20 protein-coding genes are annotated in these 21366 nt (G+C 67.2%); 7 read left to right on the forward strand and 13 right to left on the reverse strand.

Going from position 1 to position 21366, the window contains the following annotated elements; genetic code table 11:
- From BN3906_RS12995 to BN3906_RS13030, 8 genes are all read right to left on the reverse strand, one after another.
- Positions 1-771: a 16S rRNA (uracil(1498)-N(3))-methyltransferase gene (locus BN3906_RS12995; RefSeq protein ID WP_066589226.1), complete on the reverse strand. Its 771-nt coding sequence runs from the start codon at positions 769-771 to the stop codon at positions 1-3.
- A 36-nt stretch (positions 772-807) separates the two neighbouring features.
- Entirely contained in the window at positions 808-1944 is a 1137-nt protein-coding gene (gene dnaJ, locus BN3906_RS13000; RefSeq protein ID WP_066589228.1) for a molecular chaperone DnaJ, read from the reverse strand.
- A gap of 60 nt (positions 1945-2004) precedes the next feature.
- Entirely contained in the window at positions 2005-3033 is a 1029-nt protein-coding gene (gene hrcA / locus BN3906_RS13005; RefSeq protein ID WP_066589231.1) for a heat-inducible transcriptional repressor HrcA, read from the reverse strand.
- A gap of 10 nt (positions 3034-3043) precedes the next feature.
- Positions 3044-4255 (reverse strand): radical SAM family heme chaperone HemW, encoded by a 1212-nt coding sequence (gene hemW / locus BN3906_RS13010; RefSeq protein WP_066589234.1) that lies wholly within the window; start codon positions 4253-4255, stop codon positions 3044-3046.
- A gap of 14 nt (positions 4256-4269) precedes the next feature.
- A complete protein-coding gene (locus BN3906_RS13015; RefSeq protein WP_066589242.1) occupies positions 4270-4965 on the reverse strand; it encodes a hypothetical protein in 696 nt (231 codons plus the stop codon).
- A 118-nt stretch (positions 4966-5083) separates the two neighbouring features.
- The gene (locus BN3906_RS13020) at positions 5084-6931 is read right to left on the reverse strand and encodes an AMP-dependent synthetase/ligase (RefSeq protein WP_066589244.1); all 1848 of its coding nucleotides are present in this window, start codon (positions 6929-6931) and stop codon (positions 5084-5086) included.
- A 193-nt stretch (positions 6932-7124) separates the two neighbouring features.
- Positions 7125-7364 (reverse strand): hypothetical protein, encoded by a 240-nt coding sequence (locus tag BN3906_RS13025; RefSeq protein WP_066589246.1) that lies wholly within the window; start codon positions 7362-7364, stop codon positions 7125-7127.
- A gap of 10 nt (positions 7365-7374) precedes the next feature.
- On the reverse strand, positions 7375-9465 hold the full coding sequence (locus BN3906_RS13030) for a M3 family metallopeptidase (protein ID WP_066589253.1): 2091 nt from the start codon (positions 9463-9465) through the stop codon (positions 7375-7377).
- Positions 9466-9501: 36 nt separating this feature from the next.
- Between BN3906_RS13030 and BN3906_RS15275 the strand changes: the two genes are divergently transcribed.
- Genes BN3906_RS15275 through BN3906_RS13045 form a run of 3 tightly spaced genes read left to right on the forward strand, consistent with a single transcriptional unit; the run spans position 9502 to position 14250 of the window.
- Complete coding sequence (locus tag BN3906_RS15275; RefSeq protein ID WP_066589257.1) at positions 9502-11070, forward strand: carboxylesterase family protein; 1569 nt, start codon at positions 9502-9504, stop codon at positions 11068-11070.
- 52 nt (positions 11071-11122) lie between these two features.
- Positions 11123-12328, forward strand: a complete 1206-nt coding sequence (locus BN3906_RS13040; RefSeq protein WP_066589260.1) for a MalY/PatB family protein — start codon at positions 11123-11125, stop codon at positions 12326-12328.
- Positions 12325-14250: an ABC transporter ATP-binding protein gene (locus tag BN3906_RS13045; RefSeq protein WP_187119937.1), complete on the forward strand. Its 1926-nt coding sequence runs from the start codon at positions 12325-12327 to the stop codon at positions 14248-14250. Before BN3906_RS13040 ends, BN3906_RS13045 begins: the two co-directional genes overlap by 4 nt.
- Positions 14251-14300: 50 nt before the next feature.
- On the opposite strand, the gene BN3906_RS13050 is transcribed toward BN3906_RS13045, so the two are convergent.
- The 5 genes from BN3906_RS13050 to BN3906_RS13070 all read right to left on the reverse strand — a co-directional run bounded on the left by BN3906_RS13050 (position 14301) and on the right by BN3906_RS13070 (position 18357).
- Complete coding sequence (locus BN3906_RS13050) at positions 14301-14498, reverse strand: CsbD family protein (RefSeq protein ID WP_110482552.1); 198 nt, start codon at positions 14496-14498, stop codon at positions 14301-14303.
- A gap of 168 nt (positions 14499-14666) precedes the next feature.
- On the reverse strand, positions 14667-15536 hold the full coding sequence (locus BN3906_RS13055; RefSeq protein ID WP_066590029.1) for a 3-hydroxybutyryl-CoA dehydrogenase: 870 nt from the start codon (positions 15534-15536) through the stop codon (positions 14667-14669).
- Between the two features lie 306 nt (positions 15537-15842).
- Positions 15843-16619 carry a chymotrypsin family serine protease gene (locus BN3906_RS13060; protein WP_066590031.1) on the reverse strand — a complete coding sequence of 259 codons (777 nt, stop codon included), beginning with the start codon at positions 16617-16619 and terminating at the stop codon, positions 15843-15845.
- A 65-nt stretch (positions 16620-16684) separates the two neighbouring features.
- Positions 16685-17656: a D-isomer specific 2-hydroxyacid dehydrogenase family protein gene (locus BN3906_RS13065; protein ID WP_130839038.1), complete on the reverse strand. Its 972-nt coding sequence runs from the start codon at positions 17654-17656 to the stop codon at positions 16685-16687.
- A 17-nt stretch (positions 17657-17673) separates the two neighbouring features.
- Positions 17674-18357, reverse strand: a complete 684-nt coding sequence (locus BN3906_RS13070; protein WP_066589263.1) for a hypothetical protein — start codon at positions 18355-18357, stop codon at positions 17674-17676.
- A gap of 137 nt (positions 18358-18494) precedes the next feature.
- On the opposite strand from BN3906_RS13070, the gene BN3906_RS13075 reads away from it, so the two are divergent.
- The 4 genes from BN3906_RS13075 to BN3906_RS13090 all read left to right on the forward strand — a co-directional run bounded on the left by BN3906_RS13075 (position 18495) and on the right by BN3906_RS13090 (position 21321).
- Positions 18495-18761, forward strand: coding sequence for a hypothetical protein (locus BN3906_RS13075; protein ID WP_066589266.1), 267 nt, complete (start codon positions 18495-18497; stop codon positions 18759-18761).
- A gap of 57 nt (positions 18762-18818) precedes the next feature.
- Positions 18819-19721: an NADP-dependent oxidoreductase gene (locus BN3906_RS13080; protein ID WP_066589269.1), complete on the forward strand. Its 903-nt coding sequence runs from the start codon at positions 18819-18821 to the stop codon at positions 19719-19721.
- Positions 19722-19742: 21 nt separating this feature from the next.
- Positions 19743-20657 carry a 3-hydroxyacyl-CoA dehydrogenase gene (locus BN3906_RS13085; RefSeq protein WP_066589272.1) on the forward strand — a complete coding sequence of 305 codons (915 nt, stop codon included), beginning with the start codon at positions 19743-19745 and terminating at the stop codon, positions 20655-20657.
- A 73-nt stretch (positions 20658-20730) separates the two neighbouring features.
- Positions 20731-21321, forward strand: a complete 591-nt coding sequence (locus tag BN3906_RS13090) for a TetR/AcrR family transcriptional regulator (RefSeq protein WP_066589275.1) — start codon at positions 20731-20733, stop codon at positions 21319-21321.
- Positions 21322-21366: the final 45 nt, after the last annotated feature.

A 21366-nucleotide genomic window follows, 5' to 3' on the forward strand; every position in this document is an offset into this window, starting at 1 on the left:
CTACCGTGCCCAGCGGTCCGTGAGCACGCCGACGGCCCCGAGTGCGACCGCCGCGGCAGCGGCGGAACGGTAGACCTCCGGGCCGAGGACGACCGGTCCACCCGGATCATCGAATGAGGCGACGACCGCGAGCTCGCGCGGCGACACCCCGCCTTCCGGACCGATGACGAGCACGATCTCGTCCACGTCGAGGTCGATCTCCGCCAGGGGCGTGGCCGCCTCCTCGTGGAGGACCAGGATCCTGGTCGTCTCCACCGGTTCCCGCCAGGGCCTCCCGGAAAGTGCACGCGGCAGGCCCGCGATGTCGGTGAGCAGCTCACCCACCACAGCACCCTCGGTCCTGCGGGACTGCTTCATCGCACTGACGGCGGTGGCCTCCCAGCGGGACCTGGCCTTGGCAGCCTTCCTGTCCCACTTCGCGATGCAGCGGTCAGCCTGCCAGGGGATGATCCGGTCCGCACCGGCCTGGACCGCCAGGTCCACCGCCAGTTCGGAGCGCTCCGCCTTCGGCAACGCCTGCACCACCGTCACCCGTGGTCTGGGGGTACGCCGGGGCAGCACGCCTGTTCCGGTCGCTGTGTCACCCTCCCCGGTCCAGGTGGCGGTGACGCCCAGGCCTGCACCGTCGGTGAGGACGATCTGTTCGCCACGACGGATACGTTTGACCCCGGCATGTCTCGCCTCCGCAGGAGGCAGCCTGAGCAGCCCCGTCACCCCGGCCCGGTCGATCTGGGCCGGGAGATCCGGAACGAGGAACACCGGGTCGGTCATGGGCGGTTCACCCCGGGGTGACACAGATCGGTCACGCTACCGGCCGAACTTTCCGCGGAGCCGGGAGAACAGCCCGCCGGAACGCTCATTCTCCGTGGTCCGCACCCCCGAGGTCTCCTGGGAACGGTCGCGGAGCTCCTCGAGCAGCTCCCGGGACCGCCGGTCGAGCTCGGTGGGCACCGACACGTCGACATGGGCGATGAGGTTGCCGTGTCCCTCTCGACGCAGATGGGGCATTCCGGCGTCCTTCACCCGAACGACAGCCTCGGGCTGAGTGCCCGGTTCCACGGCCACGGTAACCACCGAGTCATCGAGCATGTCGACGTCGACACTGGTTCCCAGTGCAGCGTCCACCATCGGGACATGCACTGTCACATGCAGGTCATCACCTTCGCGGACGAAGCAGGGGTGTCCCTCGACACGGACTTCGACGTAGAGGTCCCCGGAGGGGCCACCGCCGGGCCCGACCTCGCCCTTGCCGGACATCCGGATCCTCATACCGTCCCGGATACCGGCCGGAATGTTCACCGTGATGTCCTGACGGGCGCGGACCCGACCATCACCGGCACACTCCTCGCAGGGGTCCCGGATGATCTCCCCGGTACCCTGGCACCGCGGGCAGGCCCGTGCTACCTGCACACGTCCGAGGATGGACTGCTGGATCTCCATGACCTGCCCCTGACCGTGACAGGTCGGGCAGGTCACCGGCGCAGAATGCGACTTCGAACCCGTGCCGTCACAGACGTCACAGAGCACGGCCGTGTCCACGGTGACCTCCCTCTGGACCCCGGTGAAGCACTCCTCCAGGGTCAGGTCCATCCGCAGCAGGGCGTCACTGCCGGGGCGCACCCGCGAGGCACGCGGACCCCCACCACCACCGCCGCCGAAGAAGGCGTCGAAGATGTCACCGAAGCCACCGGCGTTGAAACCGCCGGCCGCCCCGCGACCGAAACCGGGGTCCTCGGGATCCCCACCGGCGTCGACGATGCGCCGCTTCTCGGGATCGGTGAGGACCTCCTGCGCCAGTGACGCCTCACGGAACCTCTCCGCCGCCTCCTCGGACGGGTTCACGTCAGGATGGTACTTACGGGCGAGACGACGGTAGGCCTTCTTGATCTCGGCCTCCGTCGCATCCTGCTCGACGCCGAGAATGGCGTAGTAGTCACGAGCCAAGGGATTCCTGTTCCTTTACTTTCCCAGTTGCTTTCTCAGTTGTGGTACTCCGTCGGCATTCTACTCTCCCGCGAGGATGCGGCTGACATAGTGGGCGACGGCATGGACCGAACTGATGGTTCCGGGGTAGTCCAGGTAGGTCGGCCCCAGGACGCCCATCCCCCCGAGAATCTCATCACGCGAGCCGTAGCCGGTGGACACCACCGTGGCGGACTGCAGTTCCGCGGGAGTGTTCTCCTCCCCGATCGTGACCGAGACACCCAGGTCCCGGACACCGGACAGGAGCCGGAGAACCACGACCTGTTCCTCGAGGGCGTCGAGCACGCCCTCGAGTTCGCCGACACGGACGATGTTCGGTGTACCGGCGATCATCAGCCGGTCGTTGGACCGCTCCAGCATCGTCTCGACAAGGACCGTGGCACAGGCCAGTGCGGCGTCCTTCAGCTCCGGGGGAACTCTCAGATCCTCACCCGAGGCCATTGCGGCGATCTCCGCCGAAGCGTCGTCGAGGGTGTGCCCGACGAGAGTGGAGTTGATGAGGTCCCTCAGGCGAGGCACGTCATCGTCCGGGAGGGGGGCAGTCAGATCCACGTTTCGCTGGTCTACCTGCCCGGTGTCGGTGATCAGCACCAGCAGCAGACGGGACGGTGCCAGCTTCACCACTTCACAGTGCTTGACACGCCCTCTCCTCAGGTCCGGCAGCTGGGCGACAGCCACCTGCCGGGTCAGCTGGGCGAGCAGTTGGACACTGCGTCTCAGGACATCGGCCATGTCGACACCCTCCTCGAGGAAACGGAGGATCGCGCGGCGTTCCGGGGCACTCAACGGCTTGATGCGGTGGATCCCGTCGACGAACACACGGTAGGCCTTCTCCGTGGGGATCCTCCCCGAACTGGCGTGCTGCTGGGTGATGAAGCCCTCGGACTCCAGCACGGCCATGTCGTTGCGTACGGTGGCCGAGGACACCCCGAGACTGTGCCTCTCCACCAGCGCCTTCGAGCCCACAGGTTCCTGGGTGGAGATGAAGTCCGCGACAATGGCCCGCAGCACTTCTCCGCGTCGCTGATCTGCCGTACTCGCCTTCGTCATAGGTCCAAGCCTAATAGGTCCCGGACCGGCCGGCGCCGACACAGCGTCGGTCCTCCTCGACGAGGATGTCGGTGATGATGCCGTCGGCGAGCAGCCGCCCGGCGTCGGTGACCCTGGTTCGCCCCCCGGACTTTTCCAGCAGCCCGAGACCGACATCCCGGGCCACCGTCTCCGGGGCCCCCGCGAGCATCTCGTCGGGCAGACCTTCGGACAGCCGGAGCCCCGTCATGATCCTCTCCACGTGAGCGTCGGCGGCGCTGAGCATCTCGACCCCGGTGACCGGCGAACCTCCGGAGGACAGTGCCTCCGCGTACCGGCGGGGAAGCTTCGCGTTGACCAGCCTGGTGGTGCCGTCGTGACTGCCCTCGACCCCCTCGCGCAGACGTACGCAACCGTGGGCTCCCGGACCGGCACCCCACCACTGGCCACCCCGCCAGTAGACGAGGTTGTGCCTGCACTCCCCACCCGGTCGCGACCAGTTGGAGACCTCGTACCAGTGCATTCCGGCGCCCCGGAGCGCGGCGTCCACCATCTCGTAACGGTCGGCGTAGGTGTCTTCGTCGGGGGCGGGAAGCTGACCCCGGCGGACCTTGCGGGCCATGGCCGTGCCGTCCTCGACGATGAGCGAATAGGCCGAGATGTGGTCCACCCCGGTCGCCAGGGCGGCGTCCAGGCTACGTCTCAGGTCCTCGTCGGTCTCCGTGGGCGTGCCGTAGATGAGGTCGAGGTTGACATGTCTGAACCCGGCCCCGGTCGCCTCCACCGCCGCGGCGGTGGCCCGTCCCGGGGTGTGGTTGCGTTCCAGGATCTTCAGCACCCGGGCTGAGGCGGACTGCATGCCGAGCGAGATCCGGGTGAAGCCTGCGTCCAGCAGGGTCGCGAAAAATTCCGGTGAGGTTGATTCCGGGTTGGACTCCGTGGTCACCTCGGCGTCCGGTGCAAGACCGAGGCTGCGCCGCACCGCGCGCAGCACCCCGGCAAGTCCGTCCGCGCCCAGCAGGGACGGGGTGCCTCCCCCGATGAACACCGTGGACGGCGGCCCCGGGCGGTCCCAGTCAGCTGCCGCCCGGTCCAGTTCACGTTCCAGAGAACTGAGGTAGGTCTCCACCGAGGAGGTGCCGTCCTCGCCGGGAGTGTAGGTGTTGAAGTCGCAGTATCCGCAACGGGTGGTGCAGAACGGGACATGGATGTACAGGCCGTGTGTGTCGTGCTGCGTGTCCATTGACTGCAGCGTACTCATCCCACCGCCGAACCGCGGCGTCGGTTGCGGTTACGGGCCCTGACACGCGCGAGGACTCTCTCGACCCTGGCTCGTTCAGCCAGGAACTCCGGAGGCGCCTCCCCCTGCATGTCGGCGACCAGAGCGGCGTGGTCGCCGACGACCTCCCGGTTCCAGGTCGCCACCGTGTCCCTGGTGTGACGCCAGGCGCGGGCGAACGACTGAGGAAGCAGGACTGTCTGACGTTCGACAGCTTCCTCGGTCTGGGCGACGACCCATTCTGCGAGCTCGGCGAGCTCCCCGGTGAGTTCTTCGTTGCGTCTCCGCAGTGTCATCCTCAGTGTCGCTGTGCTGACCACCGGCGGCTCCGGCACGGGTTGCGCGGTGGAATCCGGGAGTTTCTGCCGGGGATGCAGGAAGGACAGGGTCCGGCCCGGGTGGTACCAGGTGTCCGTGGGTGCCGACAGGGTCCCCGCGTTCACCCCGGAGACGAACGCCTGGCGCAGCCCGTTGAGCTCCGCGAGATACTGGCGCACTTCCGGTCTGCCCTGCTCCACGGACTCGGCGAGCTCCTCCATGCAGTCCCCGACCAGCAGGACGTCCCAGTCCGTCATTGCCGCGGCGACGTGGTCGATACCCTCCGCGATCTCGTCACCGATGTCGTACACACCCTGGGTGAGCTCCCGGAGACGCAGGCGGGCGGCATCGTGCACGTCGGTCTCCTCTCCTCAGGCGTCATGGTGGAACGTGACAACCATAGGACAGACGACACCCCGGCCACGGGAGGCGGGGCCGGGGTGTGACGGGTGTGGAGGACGGGTTCTCCAGAGGTCAGTGGGAGGTGTAGATCCACGCGATGTCGTCGGCGAAGTTCCGCGCCACGGCGAACCGCTTGACCTTCATCGACGGTGTCATCTCGCCCCGTTCCTCACTGAAGTCACGGGCGCAGATCCGGAACTTCTTGATGCCTTCGGCGTGGGAGACGGTGTCATTCGCCTCATTGACGGCGTCCTGGATCTCCGCGCGCAGGACCGGGTTCTTCGCCAGCTCTCGCACCGGGGTGTCGGCGTCGACGTTGTTGCGCTTCTTCCACGCCGGGAGGGCATCCTCGTCCAGGGTGATGAGGGCGCCGACGAACTTCTGGTCGTCTCCGACGACCATCGCCTGGGAGATCAGCGGAGCCGAGCGCAGAATGTCCTCCAGCGGCCCCGGGGAGACATTCTTGCCTCCTGCGGTGACGATGATCTCCTTCTTCCTGCCGGTGATCTTCAGGTGGCCGGTCGGCAGCAGGGCGCCGAGGTCTCCGGAGCGCAGGAAACCGTCCTCCGTGAAACTCTCCCTGGTCGCCTCCTCATTGTTCCAGTAGCCGTCGAAGACGACGACGCCTTTCATGAGGATCTCACCGTCGTCGGCGATTCGGACGGTGTTGCCGCCGACAGGCTTGCCGACGGTGCCGATGATGTTGTCGGGTTCGAAGTTCACGGCGATGGCGGCCGTTGTCTCGGTCATGCCGTAGCCTTCGTAGATCCGGACGCCGATACCGCGGAAGAAGTGCATGAGCTCGGGGTTCAGCGCCGAACCTCCGGAAATGCAGTACTGCAGTGCGCCGCCGAGCGCTTCACGCACCTTGCGGTAGACCAACCGGTCGAACAGGGCACGGCGCGCACGAAGCAGTCGACCGGGCCCCTCAGGGGTGTCGACGGCCTTGGAGTACTCGACGGCGGTCTTCTCTGCGAGGGGGAAGATCTTCGCGCCGACGCCCCCTCCGTCGACGGCCTTCGACTTCACCCCGGCGTGCACCTTCTCGAAGACCCTGGGGACGCCGAGGATGAGATGCGGCTGGGCTCGGGTGAACTCGGGGACGAGGGTGGACATGTCCGACCAGTGTGACTGGGTCGCCCCGCCCAGGGTGGTCGCCAGTGACACCGCCCGGGACAGCACGTGCGCCAGGGGGAGGAATGTCAGGCCCCGGTTGCCTTCGACGGCGATGCCGCCGATCGGGTTCGTGAGGATCGCACGGACCTCACCGAGCCAGTTGGAGTGCAGCAGCCTGCAACCCTTGGGCCGGCCTGTGGTGCCGGAGGTGTAGACCAGGGACGCAAGGTCGGAGGATCGGGTGGCATCGATCCTGGCGTCGACGTCGGCGTCGGGAATGTCCTTCCCTTCCTCGATGAGCGTGTCGACCGCCCCTTCGGTGATGGTCAGGACCCGGTCGAGGTGGGCGCCTGACCCGTTGTCCGGTCCCGCACCCGTTGCCGGGGAACCGGAGTTGACGAACGTCTCCAGGCGGGTGGCGTGGCCGGACTTCTCGGCGATCCCGATCCGTGCCCCGGAATCCTCGACGATCCACTCACACTGCGAGGTCGAGGACGAGGGGTAGATCGGCACGGAGACCGCGCCCGCGGCCATGATCGCGAAGTCGAAGAGGTTCCACTCGTAGCGGGTGTCCGACATGAGGACCACCCGGTCACCCTGTTCGACACCGTTGGCGATGAGACCCTTGGCGACACCGTAGACCTCGCGGAGGAACTCGTCGGCCCGGACGTCGACCCACTCGAACTTCCGGGGGCGGCTGTAGAGAACGGTCTGCGGCCGACGGCGGGTGTTGTCGCGCAGAACGGTCAGACAGGTTTCGTTCTCTCCGACCGTGAACAGTGCCTCCGAGGAGTACTCCTGCATGTCTCTCCTTACAGTCAGTGCCTGAGTGTGGCTCGCGACACATTGTGAAATCATCAATATGCGAACATACCCCCGGGGATTCTGTCGCGGGACAAATCGGGAAGATCAGCTCAGAAAATCGCCGTGACCGCCCATACTATTACAAGGAAAACGATAAGGAGGACCAGGGCCTGCCGTACCCGTGAATGCTGCTTCACCGCCGGGCACCTCCTTCCCTGTCTCTGTCACCCGGTCCGGCACCGGAACCGCCGCTGCCACGGGAGACACCACCGAAAGCCCGGCGCTCCGCCTCGTCAGGGGGAAGAACAAGGGCAAGGACGCGGAGCAGGACCACTGCCGCCGCCAGAGCGACGACAGAGAGTGCCGCCAGCACCAGAGGAGTCTGGAACCACACCGGCAGGCCGATCACCCACTGCTCGAATCCGTCCGTCACCCGGTCGATACTACCCGGACACCGGCCCCGACCCGGACAGTCCCCGTCGGCTCAGCAACGGTGCGACACTGCGTTGCCTGCCCCTGAACATCCAGAAAGCGTCGTCGTAGTCGATCGTCGCACCACGCGACAGGATCATCCGCCGGAACCTCTCCCCCGCAAAACGCACGTCGTCCGGGTCCGGATGCTGTGTCACCTCTCCGGCGGCCGCACCGGTGTCGACGAAACCGTCGAAGCCGTCGGCGTCGAGAACCTCCGCCCACAGGTAGCTCCAGTAGTCCGCCGAATAGCCGCCGGCGAAGATGTGGCTGAAGAAGGTCGAGGAGTAGCGGGGCCCCACACCGGGAACTGTGAGACCGGCGTCCTCCAGCGCCGCACGCTCGAACGCCGCCACATCGGTGACCTCGGCGGCCCGGCGGGACGACAGCCGGTGCCAGGCAAGGTCCACCCGGCAAGCGGCGATGAACTCCGTCAGGGCGACCCCCTGCCCCCACCGGGCCTCGGCCTTCACCGCCGACACCAGGTCAGGAGGCAGCGGCTCCCCGGTCTCGACGTGCCGCGCGTAGTGGGAGAGGACCTCCGGCTCCAGCGCCCAGTTCTCGTTGATCTGACTCGGGAACTCCACGAAGTCCCGGGGCACGTTGGTCCCCGACAGTGACGGGTACCGCACATCGGAGAGCAGTCCGTGCAGTCCGTGCCCGAACTCGTGGAACAGCGTGGTGACCTCGTCGAGGGAGAGTAACGCCTCCTCCCCCTCCGCCGGCCTGGCGATGTTGAGGACGTTGACGACCACCGGAGTCTGCCCCAGCAGCCTGTTCTGGTCGACGAAGCTGCTCATCCACGCTCCGCCCCTTTTCGTCGGACGGGCGTACAGGTCGGTGAGCAGCAGACCGAGTGACTCTCCGCCCCGGTCCGGACCTTCACTGACCTCCCAGACCCTGACATCCGGGTGGTATCCGGCCAGATCGTCCCTGGGGGTGACCCGGATTCCGTAGAGCCGTTCGGCCGCGTAGAAGACGCCGTCACGCAGCACCCTGGTCAGCGGAAAGTACTTTCTGAGCCCGGAGGTGTCCACCGCCAGGTCCTCCTCGCGCAGTCTGGCGGACCAGTAGGGCAGGTCCGCCTCGCCGAGGGTCTCCGCCTCCACTCCGTTGACGTGCGCGAGATCGAGGGCACGCTTGTGCTCGCCGAGGGCGTTGTCGACGGCCGCCGGTGTCACCGTGTCCAGCAGCTCTTCGACAGCGTCGACCGTTCCTGCAGTCTCCCCCTCCGCCACGAACTCCGCATGGTGGGCGTAGCCCAGAAGCTCCGCACGCCGGGCCCGCAACCTCACGGTCTCCAGGACCACACCGGAATTGTCCGCCGCTCCTGCACTGCCGCGCGCCCGCGATGCCGAGGCGATCTCGCGGCGCAGGTCCGCGTCGGCGAGCTCCTCCAGCACCGGCTGCACGGCCGGCAGTCCGAGCCGGATCAGCCAGCCCTGTCTGCCCTCCGCCTCCGCGTCGGCGCGCAGCTGCTCCCGGCGCGACTCGTCGAGGCCCTCCAGTTTCGCTTCATCGGTCACGGCCACGGCGTTGCGTACGGTGGACTCCATGAGGTTGCGGGAGAACCTGGTGGACAGTTCCGCCAGGCGGGTGTCGATCGCCGCCAGTTCCTCCCGACCGGCGTCGTCGAGGTCCGCCCCTCCCCTGCGGAAGGCTCGCAGCCAGTGGTCGAGCAGAGCGGCGTTCTCACTTCCCTCGGGCTGGGCAGGCATTGCCTTCACCCGGGCGTACAGCTCCCGGTCGAGCAGGATGCGGGAGTTGTGGGCGGAGAGCTCCGGCGCCACGGTCTCCTCGACGGCGGTGATCTCGTCGGTGGCGTCCGTCCCCGCGTAATTGAACACGATGGCCAGCACACGTTGCAGCATCTGGCCGGACGCCTCCAGTGCGTCCATGGTGTTCTCCCAGGTCGGGGGTTCGCTGAGACCTGTGATCGCGGCGATCTCGGCGTCGTGCTCCTGCAGTGCGGCGCGGAAGGTCGGCACCAGGTCGCTGACCCGGACCGCGGCGAAGTCCGGGAGTTCGTGGTCGAGGGGGGAAGGTTCCAGCAGCGGATTCATGCCCTCAAGGGTAGCCGGGGCCCTAGAGTGGTCCGCATGACCGACTCCCGGGCACCGCTGTTCACCACCCCGCACGGCACCGTCTCCGGCACCCGCCGCGGTGGCGTCCACGTGTTCCGCGCTGTGCCTGTGGCGCACAGTCCGGGGTTCGCCCCGCCGGCACCGCCGGAGTCCTGGCAGGGGGTGCTGGACTGCTCCGACTCCTCCCGCCGCCGGGGTCTGCGAACGGCCACCACCGTCTCCGTCTTCGCCCCGGAGGGGGCGGAGGTGGCGTCCTGTCCCGTCATCGCGTGGATCCACGGGGGCCGTTTCGAGGAGGGCCACGGTGACGACGGATTCTACGACGGGTCGGTCCTGGCGTCAGCGGGGTGCGTCGTGGTGACCCTGAACTACCGGAAGTGTCTCGAGGGTTTCATCCCCCTGGACGGGGACACCCCCGGCGCTTTCCGGGGGGTGGATGACCTCGTCCACGCTCTGCGGTGGGTGCAGGACGCCGTGTCCGCCGTGGGCGGTGACCCGGACAATGTCACCCTGGCGGGCCAGTCCGCCGGCGGCGGGCTGATCATGCAGCTGCTCACCGAACGCCGTGCGGACGCCCTGTTCCACCGGGCCGTGGTCCTGTCTCCGGGACTGCCGAGGATCCGGCCGCGCAACGGCTGGAGGCTGCGCCGGGCGGTCACGGCGGCGGGTCTCGGCGGTCCCCTCACCCTGGAACGGGTCAGCGATCTCGGCGAGGACCGGCTGCGGCGGGCGGCCCGGCCTTTTTCTTTTTCACATTCTGATGTGGATAAAAGACCGGGGGGGTCCCGGGGTTCCCGGGGGGCGACAAGGGCCCCCCGGTTACCCCCGGGGCCAACGCCCGGGGCAGCCCCTTTGGCTCCGGGCGGTCCCCTCACCCTGGAACGGGTCAGCGATCTCGGCGAGGACCGGCTGCGGCGGGCGTACCGGCTGCTCGCCGGCGTCTACGCCACCGACTGCGCCCTCGGGCCGGGACCGGTCGACCTGCACCGGCTGCGTGACGTCCCTCTGCTGGTCTCGACCATGGAGGATGAACTGGTCCGCTTCCCCGGGGTGGCCGGGACGGACCGGTGGCTGCACCGTTCCGGTCTCCCCGCCGGGGTTCTGGCCCCGGGGATGCTGGCGCTGGGGGTCCCTCCGGGCAGTCTCGCGGCATGGTGCCGTCAGGTCGACGGTGACCGCCCGTTGGGACGGACCGTCGGCGACACGATGGTCCGACGGTGGGCCTCTGGACTGCTCGAGGCCGCTCCCGGCCGTGATGTCTGGGCCTGTGAGTTCCGGGGCGGGGAGCTGGCCGACGGGCAGCGGATCGACGCTCTCCACTGCGGTGAACTCCCCGTACTGTTCGGCACCGTCGGTGTCGACCCCCCACTGGTGCGGAGATTCTGCGGGCCTGACGCCCCGCACCGTCTGGAAGGGCTGGGAAGGGAGCTGCGCTCGGAGATCGTGTCCTTCGCCCACGGCCGGGAGCCGGGGTGGCCGCGGTGGGCGGAGGGGCGGATCTCACGCATCTTCGACCTGACCGGTGGTCCCTCCACGACCGGTCGGGACATCCTCCGCACTGTCCGGACCCTGCTGCCACTGTGACCGGGTGACCGTCACTCGCCCGGTTGTCGGGCCCGGCCCTACACTGAACCGCATGACTCTCACCTTCCCTTCCCTGGAGACCCTGCGTGCCCGCGGCACGATGAAGTGGACGCGCTACCCTGCCGACGTCCTGCCCCTCTGGGTCGCTGAAACTGACTTCGGGACCTGCCCCGCCGTCGCCGCGGCGGTGCAGGACGCCGTGGACCGGGAGTACTTCGGATATCCGGTGGCGGGGCCGGCGTCCCGGGACCTCGCCGAGGCGGTGGCGTCCTTCGTCGAGCGTCGTCACGGGTGGGGGATCGACCCCGCTGCCGTGACATACTGCCCTGACGTGGTCAAGGGCGTGATGGTGGCGATCGAGGCACTGACCGGTGAGGGGTCGACGATCGTCATCCCGATGCCCGCCTACCCTCCCTTCCAGAAGATTCCCCAGGCGACACGGCGCCCGGTGATCTATGTGCCGATGAAGGGCGACACCTTCGACCTCGACGCACTGGAACGGGCCTTCACCTCCGACGCCAACCCGAATGGGGTCGGCTCCATGGTCCTGTGCAACCCCTTCAATCCCTTGGGCAGGGCGTTCACCGCCGAGGAACTCCGCGCGGTGGTCAGGTTGGCTGACGCCCACGGTGTCCGGATCATCTCCGACGAGATCCACGCACCCCTGGTCTTCTCGGGGCACCACATCCCCACAGCGATTGTCTCGGACACGGCGGCGGAGATCACCGTCACCGTCACCGCCACGTCCAAGGGGTGGAACACCGCGGGACTGAAGTGCGCGCAGATCATCTCCACCTCCGCCGAGGACGCCCGCACCATCGGACACCTGTCGAACCTGCTGACAGGGGAAGCCTCGACCATCGGGACGGCTGCGGCCACCGCCGCGTACACCAGCGGTTACGACTGGCTGCTGGAGGAGGTCGACCATCTCCACGCGAACTGGGGGTACCTGGCTGAACAGCTCCCCCGCGTGCTGCCCGGGGTGCGGCTGCCCCGCCAGGAGGCCACCTTCCTCGCCTGGCTCGACCTGTCCGAGGTCGACCGGCTGCGCGGTGCGGACGGGACCGTCACCCGTCCGGCGGAGCGTCTGCGCACTTTCGCGAAGGTGGCACTCAACGAAGGCACGGACTTCGGGACTGTGGGCGCCGGTCATGCACGGCTGAACTTCGGCACCTCACGGGAGGTCATCGACGAGGCCCTGGACCGCATCAGCTCGGCTGACCTGCACGGCGGCGAGAACTGTCCGGGAGACAAGTGAACAGTCTCACCCGTATCCTGCGTTCGACCCGGCAGCTGTGGCCGTACTATGTCATGGTGGTCGTGGCGTCCACCGGTACCGCCCTGCTGACACTGGCGTCACCGTTCCTCATCAAGGCTGCCACGGATGTGATCGTGGACGCCGCGGGCGGGGGACGCGACATCCCGGATGCGACGAAGGCTGTCGTACTCATCGCCCTCGGACTGTTCGCGACGGAACTGGCCTTCACTGTCGTCCACAACATCGGCGGCTGGTTCGGTGACGTCCTGGGCGTCCGGATGCGGCAGCTGCTGTCGGACAGGTACTTCGCACGGCTGCTCTCACTGCCGCAGACCTATTTCGACCGACAGGTGACCGGTACCGTCATCTCCCGGCTCGACCGGTCGATCCTCGGCCTGACCCAGTTCATCCAGAGTTTCGCGAACAACTTCTTCTCGATGCTGCTGACGGTCGTCCTGGTGCTCGCCGTAGTCGCCTGGTACTACCTCCCCCTGGCTCTCCTGCTCGTCATCATCTTTCCCCTGTACCTGTGGCTCACGGCGCTGACAAGTCGGCGATGGATGAGGTGGGAGGTCGACAAGAACCGGCACATCGATGTCGCGCAGGGCCGTTTCGCCGAGGTCATCGGCCAGGTGAAGGTGGTGAAGTCCTTCGTCACCGAACGTCGGGAGCTGCGTCACTTCCAGGAGCATTTCGCCGACACCGTGGACCTGACAAAGTCACAGTCACGGTGGTGGCACCTCATGGACACGGTGCGCACCGGCGGGATGAACGTGATCTTTCTGGCGATCTACCTGATGCTCTTCCTGCGCACGCTGCAGGGACATTTCAGCCTGGGTGACATGGTGCTGCTGGTCCAGCTCGTGGCGACGGTGAGGGGGCCGGCGTCGATGATGAGCTGGATGGTGGATTCGGCTCAGAAGGCCGCCGCGGGGTCCCGGGACTACTTCGAGGCTATGGACGAGACCCCGGAACCGACCTCGGATCCGGCTCTGTTGGACGCCGCGACCCCGACGGGTCCGGACCTGGTGGAGCCTGCGGGCACGGTCGCTGTCCCGGCACCGACGTCACCGGACGCCCCGGTGATCGACTTCGACCGGGTGTCCTTCGGCTACGACTCCTCCGACGCCGCCGACGAGGTGATCCACCAGGTCAGTTTCACCGCCCACCACAATGAGAAGGTCGCTCTCGTCGGCGAGTCGGGTGGCGGGAAGTCGACCCTGGTCAACCTGCTGCTCGGACTGTACCGGCCCACCGGCGGGCACCTGAGGATCTGCGGCCACGACACCTCCGACCTGACCTCCGCCCAGTTGCGGAGCATGGTCGGCGTGGTCTTCCAGGAGCCGTCCCTGTTCTCCGGGACCATACGGGAGAACATCGCCTACGCCAGACCTGACGCCACCGACGAAGAGGTCAGGGAGGTGGCCCGCCGGGCCAACGCCGACGAGTTCATCCGCGGCTTCGCCGACGGTTACGACACTCTGATCGGTGAGCGGGGACTTCGCCTGTCCGGCGGGCAGAAGCAACGCATCGCCGTCGCCCGGGCCATGCTGAAGGACGCCCCGATCCTCGTCCTCGACGAGGCGACGTCCGCGCTGGACACGCGCTCGGAGCAGGCGGTCCAGCAGGGGCTGGAAGAGCTGATGGTCGGCCGGACCACCCTGGTCATCGCCCACCGGCTGTCCACCATCGCCACAGTGGACACGATCGTCACCGTCGACGGCGGACGTGTCGACGAAATCGGTCCCCCTTCCCGGCTGGCGGTCTCGGGAGGGATCTACGCCGAGCTGCTCCGGCTCACCGCCAGTTCGTCGGAGGAGGACCGCCGGCGGCTGCGTAGCTTCGGTTTCCATGGGACAACCCCCGACGACGACGTGACTGTCGACGACGGGGGTTCACCGCGGGACGAGGTAAGGCCCTGACCCTGCCCAGACCCCGATCAGAGCCTGCTCAGACCCTGATCAGACCCTGATCAGTCCTTGGCGCCACCGATGATCCTGTTCGCGGCGTCCGTGACCTTGTCCTTGATCTCCTCGAACTTTTCCTTGACCTCGGACCTGACCTGGTCTGCCCGGCCCTCGTTCTCCAGTGACTCGTTGCCCGTGGCGTCACCGAGGGCTTCCTTGGCCTGGCCTGCCAGCCCCTCAGCCTTGTTCTTTGCGTCGTCAATTCCGGACATGGCGCTCAACTCCCTGATAGTTCTGGTCTGGTTGTGGTGGTCCGGCTGCCGGCGTCATGCTGTCTGCGCCGGCGGTACCGCACCGTTGTGGTACTGCTGCCGCGCTGTCGCGCAGTCTTCCTCCACTTCTACCCGAACTGTCCGGCAGGTGCATATGGCTCAGTTGCCGGAATCCCGGGTGTAGTCGTAGAAACCCCTGCCTGTCTTCCTGCCCAGGTGTCCCGCCTGCACCATCCGGCGGAGGAGCGGAGGACATGCGTAGGAGGGGTCGCCGTACTCCTCGTGCATGACGTCGGCGATGAAGGCGCAGGTGTCCAGGCCGACCATGTCCGCCAGTGTCAGCGGGCCCATGGGGTGGGACGCGCCGAGCTTCATGCCGGTGTCGATGTCCTCCTTCGATGCCACACCCTGTTCGACCATCCGCACCGCCGAAAGGAGGTACGGGACCAGCAGGAAGTTCACGATGAATCCGGACCGGTCCTTCGCCAGGATCGCGGTCTTGCCGAGAACCTCGGTGGCGTAGGTGCGGGCGGTCTCCACGGTGGCGTCCGAGGTGGTGAGTGCGGGGATGACCTCCACAAGCCTGAGCACCGGCACCGGGTTGAAGAAGTGCAGGCCGATGACCCTTTCCGGGTGTTTCGTGGCCGAGGCGATCGACTGGATCGGCAGCGAGGAGGTGTTGGAGCACAGGGGAGCGGACGTGTCCTCGACAATGGCGTCGAGCCTGGAGAAGACGTCCTTCTTGATGTCTTCGTTCTCGATGATGGCCTCCATCACCAGTTCACGGTCCGCGAAATCCGCGAGGTCGGTGGTGTATGTCAGCCGACCGAGGGCGGCGTCCCTGTCTTCCTCGGTGAGTTTTCCCCTGTCGACGGCCCTGGCAAGCGACTTTTCGATCCTCGCCTTCCCCGTGTCGAGGAACCTCTGCTCGGTCTCCCAGACCAGGACCTCACTGCCTGAGCGGGCCGCTACCTCGGCGATGCCTCCACCCATCTGGCCTGCTCCGATGACGCCTACACGCTGAACCATCCACTGCTCCTTGCTGTACGGGCCGGCCGGTGCCGACCAGCAGATCACTTATATCTTCATAGTGTAACCCGTATCACGGTGTCGGTGAGATGTTACCCGGGACAATCCCGACAGTCCGGTGTACCGGACACAGAACACCCCCGGCACCTGACGTGGCCGGGGGTGGTCTGCTGACGTTTCAAGAGGAGAATGCGCAGCTGCCGTATATGAGTTCCCTTCGGGTCCGGAAATTCCCGCCGATCACGGGAACACCACCGAAGATACGGGCCGATTCTGTCAGGAAACTGTCAGCCTGCTGCGGTCTTCTTATGACTGCGGGAGGGGGCCGGGCTTCCCCACCGCCGCCATGTGACTCTGAGTGCCGTCGAAGAGGTTGAACAGCACCGGCGACCCGCTCGAGAGCGTTCCCACCACATGCACCCGGCCGTCGTCACCGAAGACGTAGAGGGGGCTGCCCGAATCCCCGGCGATGGCGGGTATCAGCGCGAAAACTTCCTGGGAAGTGGTGTTGACCGACAGGACAGGGCCACAGGTGCGCCCGGTCATCGCACCGTCCTTGCACACGATCGTGCCGACGAGGTTCTGAGACACCGGGACCGGGTCACCGGACTCCAGCCGGGGGGCGGCGAACAGGGCGTCAAGCTCACTGATGCCGGTGTTCGGACGGCTGCTGATTCCCGTGTCATCCGGGTCGACTGAACTGTTGAGACGGAACCACGCGAAATCGTCGAGTCCCGCGTCCGGGGCGTAGATGCTGGCGTCCCCTTCCATGACGTAGTCACTGTCCCTGAGGTCGGCGGAGTCCGCGAGCAGGTCGCCGGACAACGTGTTGACGGAGACGGCCCTGCCGCCGAGGTGCTCAGGGTCGAGGCAGTGACCGGCGGTGATGCCGTAGTAGGTGTCTCCCTGTCGGGCGACGGAATTCAGGGTGCACAGCCCCTGGTCCCCCTTGTCCGTGGTGATGACTATGGGAGCTCCGCCGTGGGTGGTGGTGGCTGCCGCCGGTGAGGCGACGGCAGGAGCGACGGCGGTGGCCATGACGGCCAGCACACCGAGGGCAGTGGTTTTCCGGTGGAATCTCATGGCTGCAGTGTAGCCTGAGCTGCCACCGCTGTGCCGGACATTCACCACCCCCGGTCAGCGTGACCTCAGTAGGTGGATCCGGGCTCGAATTCCGTCAGCATCCTCTCCCCCCGCAGGAGACGCCGGTAGTTCTCCACGGTCGGCCCGACCAGCTGAGCGTCCATCGACGACACCGTGTTCGCCGAGTGGGTGGTCACGGTGACATTGTCCATGGTCCACAACGGATGTCCGTCCGGGAGAGGCTCAGGATCGGTGACGTCGAGTCCTGCACCGGAGACCTGCCCCGACCGCAGGGCGTCCACGAGATCATCGGTGACCACCACCGGACCGCGCGCGACATTGACCAGGGTCACACCGGGACGGCACAGTGCCAGGGTCCGGGCATTGATCAGCCCCCGGGTCTCAGGTGTCAGGGGCGCAGACAGAATGACATGGTCCGCCAGCGGGAGAGCCTCATCGAGACGGGAGAACGGCAGAGTCTGGACCGCTCCGTCGACGGGGCGTCCGGAATGGTTCACCGCGACAGTCTCCGCACCGAAAGGCGTGAGCATGTCGATCAGGTGGCGTCCGATGCCGCCGGCACCGACGATGACGACCGTGGATCCCCCGAGCCATCGGGTCCCGGCGTCCACGTCCCGCCACACCTTCCAGCTCGCAGCCCGTGCGATTCGTACGTGCATGTGGATGACGGACAACAGCAGCCCCACAGCAGCTTCCGCGACCTGCCGTCCGTACACGCCCGAGGCGTTCGACCAGCGCCGGTCGCCCGCGGGCCCTGCGGTGACCAGACCGGCCCCGATGAACCCTTCGATCCCGGCCTGGCACAGCTGTACCCATTTCACCCTGTCCGGCAGCTCGGGGAAACGCTCGGGGCGGACGGCGACACAGATGAAGGCGTCGGCGTCCGCGATGTCGTCGACGATGACCGCGCCCTCCGCTTCGAGAGCGGCGGCGGTCAGCGGAAGCGGGTGTGTACCGATGTACACCTGCAGTGGACGGTCGACGGGCGTGCTCCCGCCGTCGGAACGGTTGCTCATGTGGACAGTTGTACCCGTCAGTTCGCCGTCAGACCGTTCAACTCGTTCAGGAGCCCGTCGACACGGTCATCAAACTCCGACCGCAGGCGGTCGAGTTCCTCCGGTGAGGGCAGGTTCGTCGGCAGCTCGGACAGGTCCGGCAGTTCGGTGGGGAACTCGGTCGGAAGCTGCAGGCTGGGCTCGTCACTGCTGTCCGACGGTGCCGGACCCGGTGTGGCCTCAGGACTGACCGTCCGGGTGACCGTGGTCTCCACCGTCGGACCGGACCCGCGGTCGCTGATCCACAGGACGAAGAACAGCAGTGCGACGCCTGCGGCCAGCAGCAGGATGACGGAGGTCCACACTTTGCCGGTACTGCTCCGACGGGTCGGAGGAGTGTCCGCCTCCACCGGGGTGTACGGGGGACGGCCGTAGTCGGGGCTGCCGTAGCCTGCCCCCTCCGGCGGCACAGCGCCGTAGCGACCGTCACCGTAGGACCCCGCACCGTAGGGACTGTCACCGTAGGACCCTGCACCGTACGCTTCCGGAGTGAAATGACGGGTCTGCTGGTCCGGTGGGTCGAATCTCTCGGTGGCACCGTCCGTCCCGCCGGTACCTGCCCTCCGGTACTGGGGCGGGCGGGGACCGTCCGGGGCACTGTACCGGTCCGTGTACTGGTCTGCGCCCGGATCCTTGTCCGGGCCTGTGTCTCGGGATGCCATTACCCGAGTGTAACGCGGGACGCACACCCGAACGGGTATCCGCGTTCCGTTCCCGCGTACCGAGCATTTAGGATGGGACCGAAGTGACGTGACGTTCCACAACTGCACCTCGAGCACCCTGAACCAGGAGACGTTAGATGACCCGCATCAGCCGTACCGCCGCCCTTTCCGCCGCCGTGATCCTGGCGCTGGGTATCTCGGCATGCTCACCGCCGCACCAGAAGAACAGTGACGCCTCCCAGATCACCACCGTCTCCCCCGACCCCGGCTACAAGGGCGCAGGACAGCCGACCACCTCCGCCACCGAATCCGCGGCGGCCGCTGCGACGGACAGTGCCACGGGTGCCACCGGTGAATCCGTGGACGGCACCACCCTCACGTCCGGGGAGCCCGCCGCCCGGTAGCTCCGGTCCGGTTGCGTCGTCGCGCGCCCGGACGGCACCGGCGATACCCTGGATCCCATGCGAATTTTCGGTTTCGAGTCGTACGGAGGCCCGGAAGTCGCCGGTTTCCTCGACGTCGCCGACCCGGACCCCGCCTCGGTCCCCGACGGTCATGTCCTGATATCCACCACGGCGTCCTCCGTCAATCCGGCGGACATCAAGGTCCGGTCGGGGGCCCGCAGGGGCCGGTTCCCGGTCCACTTCCCGATGGCGATGGGCCGCGAGGCCTCCGGAACGGTTCTCTCCGCCGACCCGGTGACCGGCCTGGAGCACGGTATGACCGTGTTCGGGTCGACGGCCACCGGGACCGGGGCTTTCGCGGGCAGGGTCCTGCTCGACGCCGTGGGCGCCACACCTCTGCCGGAGGGAGTCACGCCCGAGGAGGCGGCGTGTATCCCGGTCGCCGCCGGCACCGCATGGGACATCCTCAACGAGCTGCGCCGTGACGGTCTGTCGACCGGGGGGCGCGTCCTCGTACTCGGCGCAGGAGGCGGGGTGGGGCACTGCGTGGTCCAGCTCGCCCGCGCCATGGACCTGCGTGTGACGGGGGTGGCGGGGGAGGACAAGCGCCGGTTCGTCGAAGGACTCGGTGCCACCCACGTCTCCTCCTCCGGAAACTGGGCGGTGGAGGTGCGGGACGCCGGACCGGTGGACGCCGTCGTCGATCTCGTCGGAGGTGGCGTCCTCGTAGAGGCACTCACCCTGACCTCGGGTCCTGTGCGGAGTACAGCTGATCCTGCCGTCGGCGGCGGGGTGACCAGGCGCCGTAGCCGGGCGGTGTTCGGCGAGCTTGCGGGGCTCGTCGCAGACGGCACTTTCGCCCCACGGATCACAGCCGCTCTACCGTTCGACAGGGCCGCCGACGCGGTCGCACGGGTGGAGTCAGGACACGCTAAGGGCAAGACCGTCCTCCGGCTCTGAACGGGCGTACGCTCGGGCCTCATGAGTGAAATTCAGAATGTAACAGTCCTCGGAACCGGCGTTCTCGGCTCCCAGATCGTCATGCAGGCCGCCTACGCGGGCAAGAACGTCGTCGCGTACGACATCAAGCAGGAGTTCCTCGACAAGCTCCCGGACCGGTGGGAGTGGATGCGCGGCCACTACAGCCGTGACCTCTCCGACTTCTCCGACGAGAAGTTCGACGCCGCGATCGCCCGCATCACCGGCTCCACCGACCTCTCCGAGGCAGTGAAGGCCGCCGATGTCGTCATCGAAGCCGTACCGGAGAACCTCGAGCTGAAGAAGACCGTCTGGGCCGGCGTCGGTGCCGCCGTTCCGGAGCACACCATCCTGCTGACCAACTCCTCCTCACTGCGTCCCTCCGACTTCGCCGACTCAACCGGCCATCCCGACCGGTTCCTGGCCCTCCACTTCGCGAACATGGTCTGGAAGTCCAACACCGGTGAGGTCATGGCCACCGCCCAGACCGACCCCGCAGTGTTCACCCGGACCGTGGAGTTTGCCCGCGAGATCAACCTCCAGGCGTTCCCCATCCACAAGGAGATTCCCGGCTACCTCCTCAACAGCCTGCTCATCCCCTGGCTGAACGCGGCCGGCAACCTCTACGTGGAGAAGGCCGCCAACCCGTCGGTCATCGACGAGGACTGGAAGGTCTCCACCGGTTCGCCGAGGGGCCCGTTCGAGATCTACGACATCGTCGGCTTCAATGTGGCGTACAACATCATCCAGGCCCGGCAGCCGGAAGGCTCTCCCCTGCGCAAGTTCGGTGACGAGCTCAAGTCCAGGGGCATCGACAAGGGCCATACGGGTGTCGGCGACGGTCTCGGTTTCTACGAGTACGACTCCGAGGGCAGTATCGTCCGCCCGAACCCGGACTGGGTCATCTACGAGGACTGACCCCCCTGCGCTCACCCGCCCGGTACGTCCCCGGGCCTGAGCACGACGGCGGCCCCGGCTAGAATCCTGGGTCATGCCGAAAAGAGTCGACCATGACCTGAGACGCCACGAGATCATAGGGTCAGTCTGGAGGCTCATCGCCGACGAGGGGATCGACGCGGTGACCACCCGGAGGATCGCCGAGGTCACCGGCTACTCCAACGGGCTGCTGCGGTACTACTTTCCGGGCAAGGACTCGGTGATCACGGAAGCCTACCGGTACGTCGTCGAGGCGACCGACATCCGTGCCGCCCTGTCCACCACCGAACGTGGAATGGCCGGGCTGCGGACCCTCGCCGAGGAGATCATGCCCCTCGACGACGTCCGCCGGGCGGAGGCCCGGGTGGCTCTGGCCTTCTGGCAGCGGGCACTGAACCACGGGGACGAGGCTGACCTGTTCTCCCGCAGTTTCGGGTCATGGCGCGAGTTCCTCCGACTGCGTCTCACCGAGGCGGTGGAGGACGGGGAGATCCCTCCCGACACAGACACCACCGCTGCCCTCGACGAGCTCCTCACCATCCTGATGGGCACCCAGATCACCGCCGCGTTCGACCTTCCCGAGGGACGGACGGAGCGGATGCTGGCGACCCTGGAGGCATTCTTCACCCGACTGCGTGGCCTCTGAGCAGCACATACCCGTTTTTTCTCCATCTGTACAAAGACGATACTG

This window comes from Corynebacterium provencense (assembly GCA_900049755.1).
GTDB classification, from domain to species: domain Bacteria; phylum Actinomycetota; class Actinomycetes; order Mycobacteriales; family Mycobacteriaceae; genus Corynebacterium; species Corynebacterium neomassiliense.

What these genes read in the sequence shown, in the direction of transcription:
- BN3906_RS12995 (WP_066589226.1), bottom strand. Translation starts at nt 771, where the DNA reads ATGACCGACCCGGTGTTCCTCGTTCCGGATCTCCCGGCCCAGATCGAC.
- hrcA (WP_066589231.1), bottom strand. Translation starts at nt 3,033, where the DNA reads ATGACGAAGGCGAGTACGGCAGATCAGCGACGCGGAGAAGTGCTGCGG.
- hemW (WP_066589234.1), bottom strand. Translation starts at nt 4,255, where the DNA reads ATGGACACGCAGCACGACACACACGGCCTGTACATCCATGTCCCGTTC.
- BN3906_RS13020 (WP_066589244.1), bottom strand. Translation starts at nt 6,931, where the DNA reads ATGCAGGAGTACTCCTCGGAGGCACTGTTCACGGTCGGAGAGAACGAA.
- BN3906_RS13030 (WP_066589253.1), bottom strand. Translation starts at nt 9,465, where the DNA reads ATGAATCCGCTGCTGGAACCTTCCCCCCTCGACCACGAACTCCCGGAC.
- BN3906_RS15275 (WP_066589257.1), top strand. Translation starts at nt 9,502, where the DNA reads ATGACCGACTCCCGGGCACCGCTGTTCACCACCCCGCACGGCACCGTC.
- BN3906_RS13040 (WP_066589260.1), top strand. Translation starts at nt 11,123, where the DNA reads ATGACTCTCACCTTCCCTTCCCTGGAGACCCTGCGTGCCCGCGGCACG.
- BN3906_RS13055 (WP_066590029.1), bottom strand. Translation starts at nt 15,536, where the DNA reads ATGGTTCAGCGTGTAGGCGTCATCGGAGCAGGCCAGATGGGTGGAGGC.
- BN3906_RS13060 (WP_066590031.1), bottom strand. Translation starts at nt 16,619, where the DNA reads ATGAGATTCCACCGGAAAACCACTGCCCTCGGTGTGCTGGCCGTCATG.
- BN3906_RS13065 (WP_130839038.1), bottom strand. Translation starts at nt 17,656, where the DNA reads ATGAGCAACCGTTCCGACGGCGGGAGCACGCCCGTCGACCGTCCACTG.
- BN3906_RS13070 (WP_066589263.1), bottom strand. Translation starts at nt 18,357, where the DNA reads ATGGCATCCCGAGACACAGGCCCGGACAAGGATCCGGGCGCAGACCAG.
- BN3906_RS13075 (WP_066589266.1), top strand. Translation starts at nt 18,495, where the DNA reads ATGACCCGCATCAGCCGTACCGCCGCCCTTTCCGCCGCCGTGATCCTG.
- BN3906_RS13080 (WP_066589269.1), top strand. Translation starts at nt 18,819, where the DNA reads ATGCGAATTTTCGGTTTCGAGTCGTACGGAGGCCCGGAAGTCGCCGGT.
- BN3906_RS13085 (WP_066589272.1), top strand. Translation starts at nt 19,743, where the DNA reads ATGAGTGAAATTCAGAATGTAACAGTCCTCGGAACCGGCGTTCTCGGC.
- BN3906_RS13090 (WP_066589275.1), top strand. Translation starts at nt 20,731, where the DNA reads ATGCCGAAAAGAGTCGACCATGACCTGAGACGCCACGAGATCATAGGG.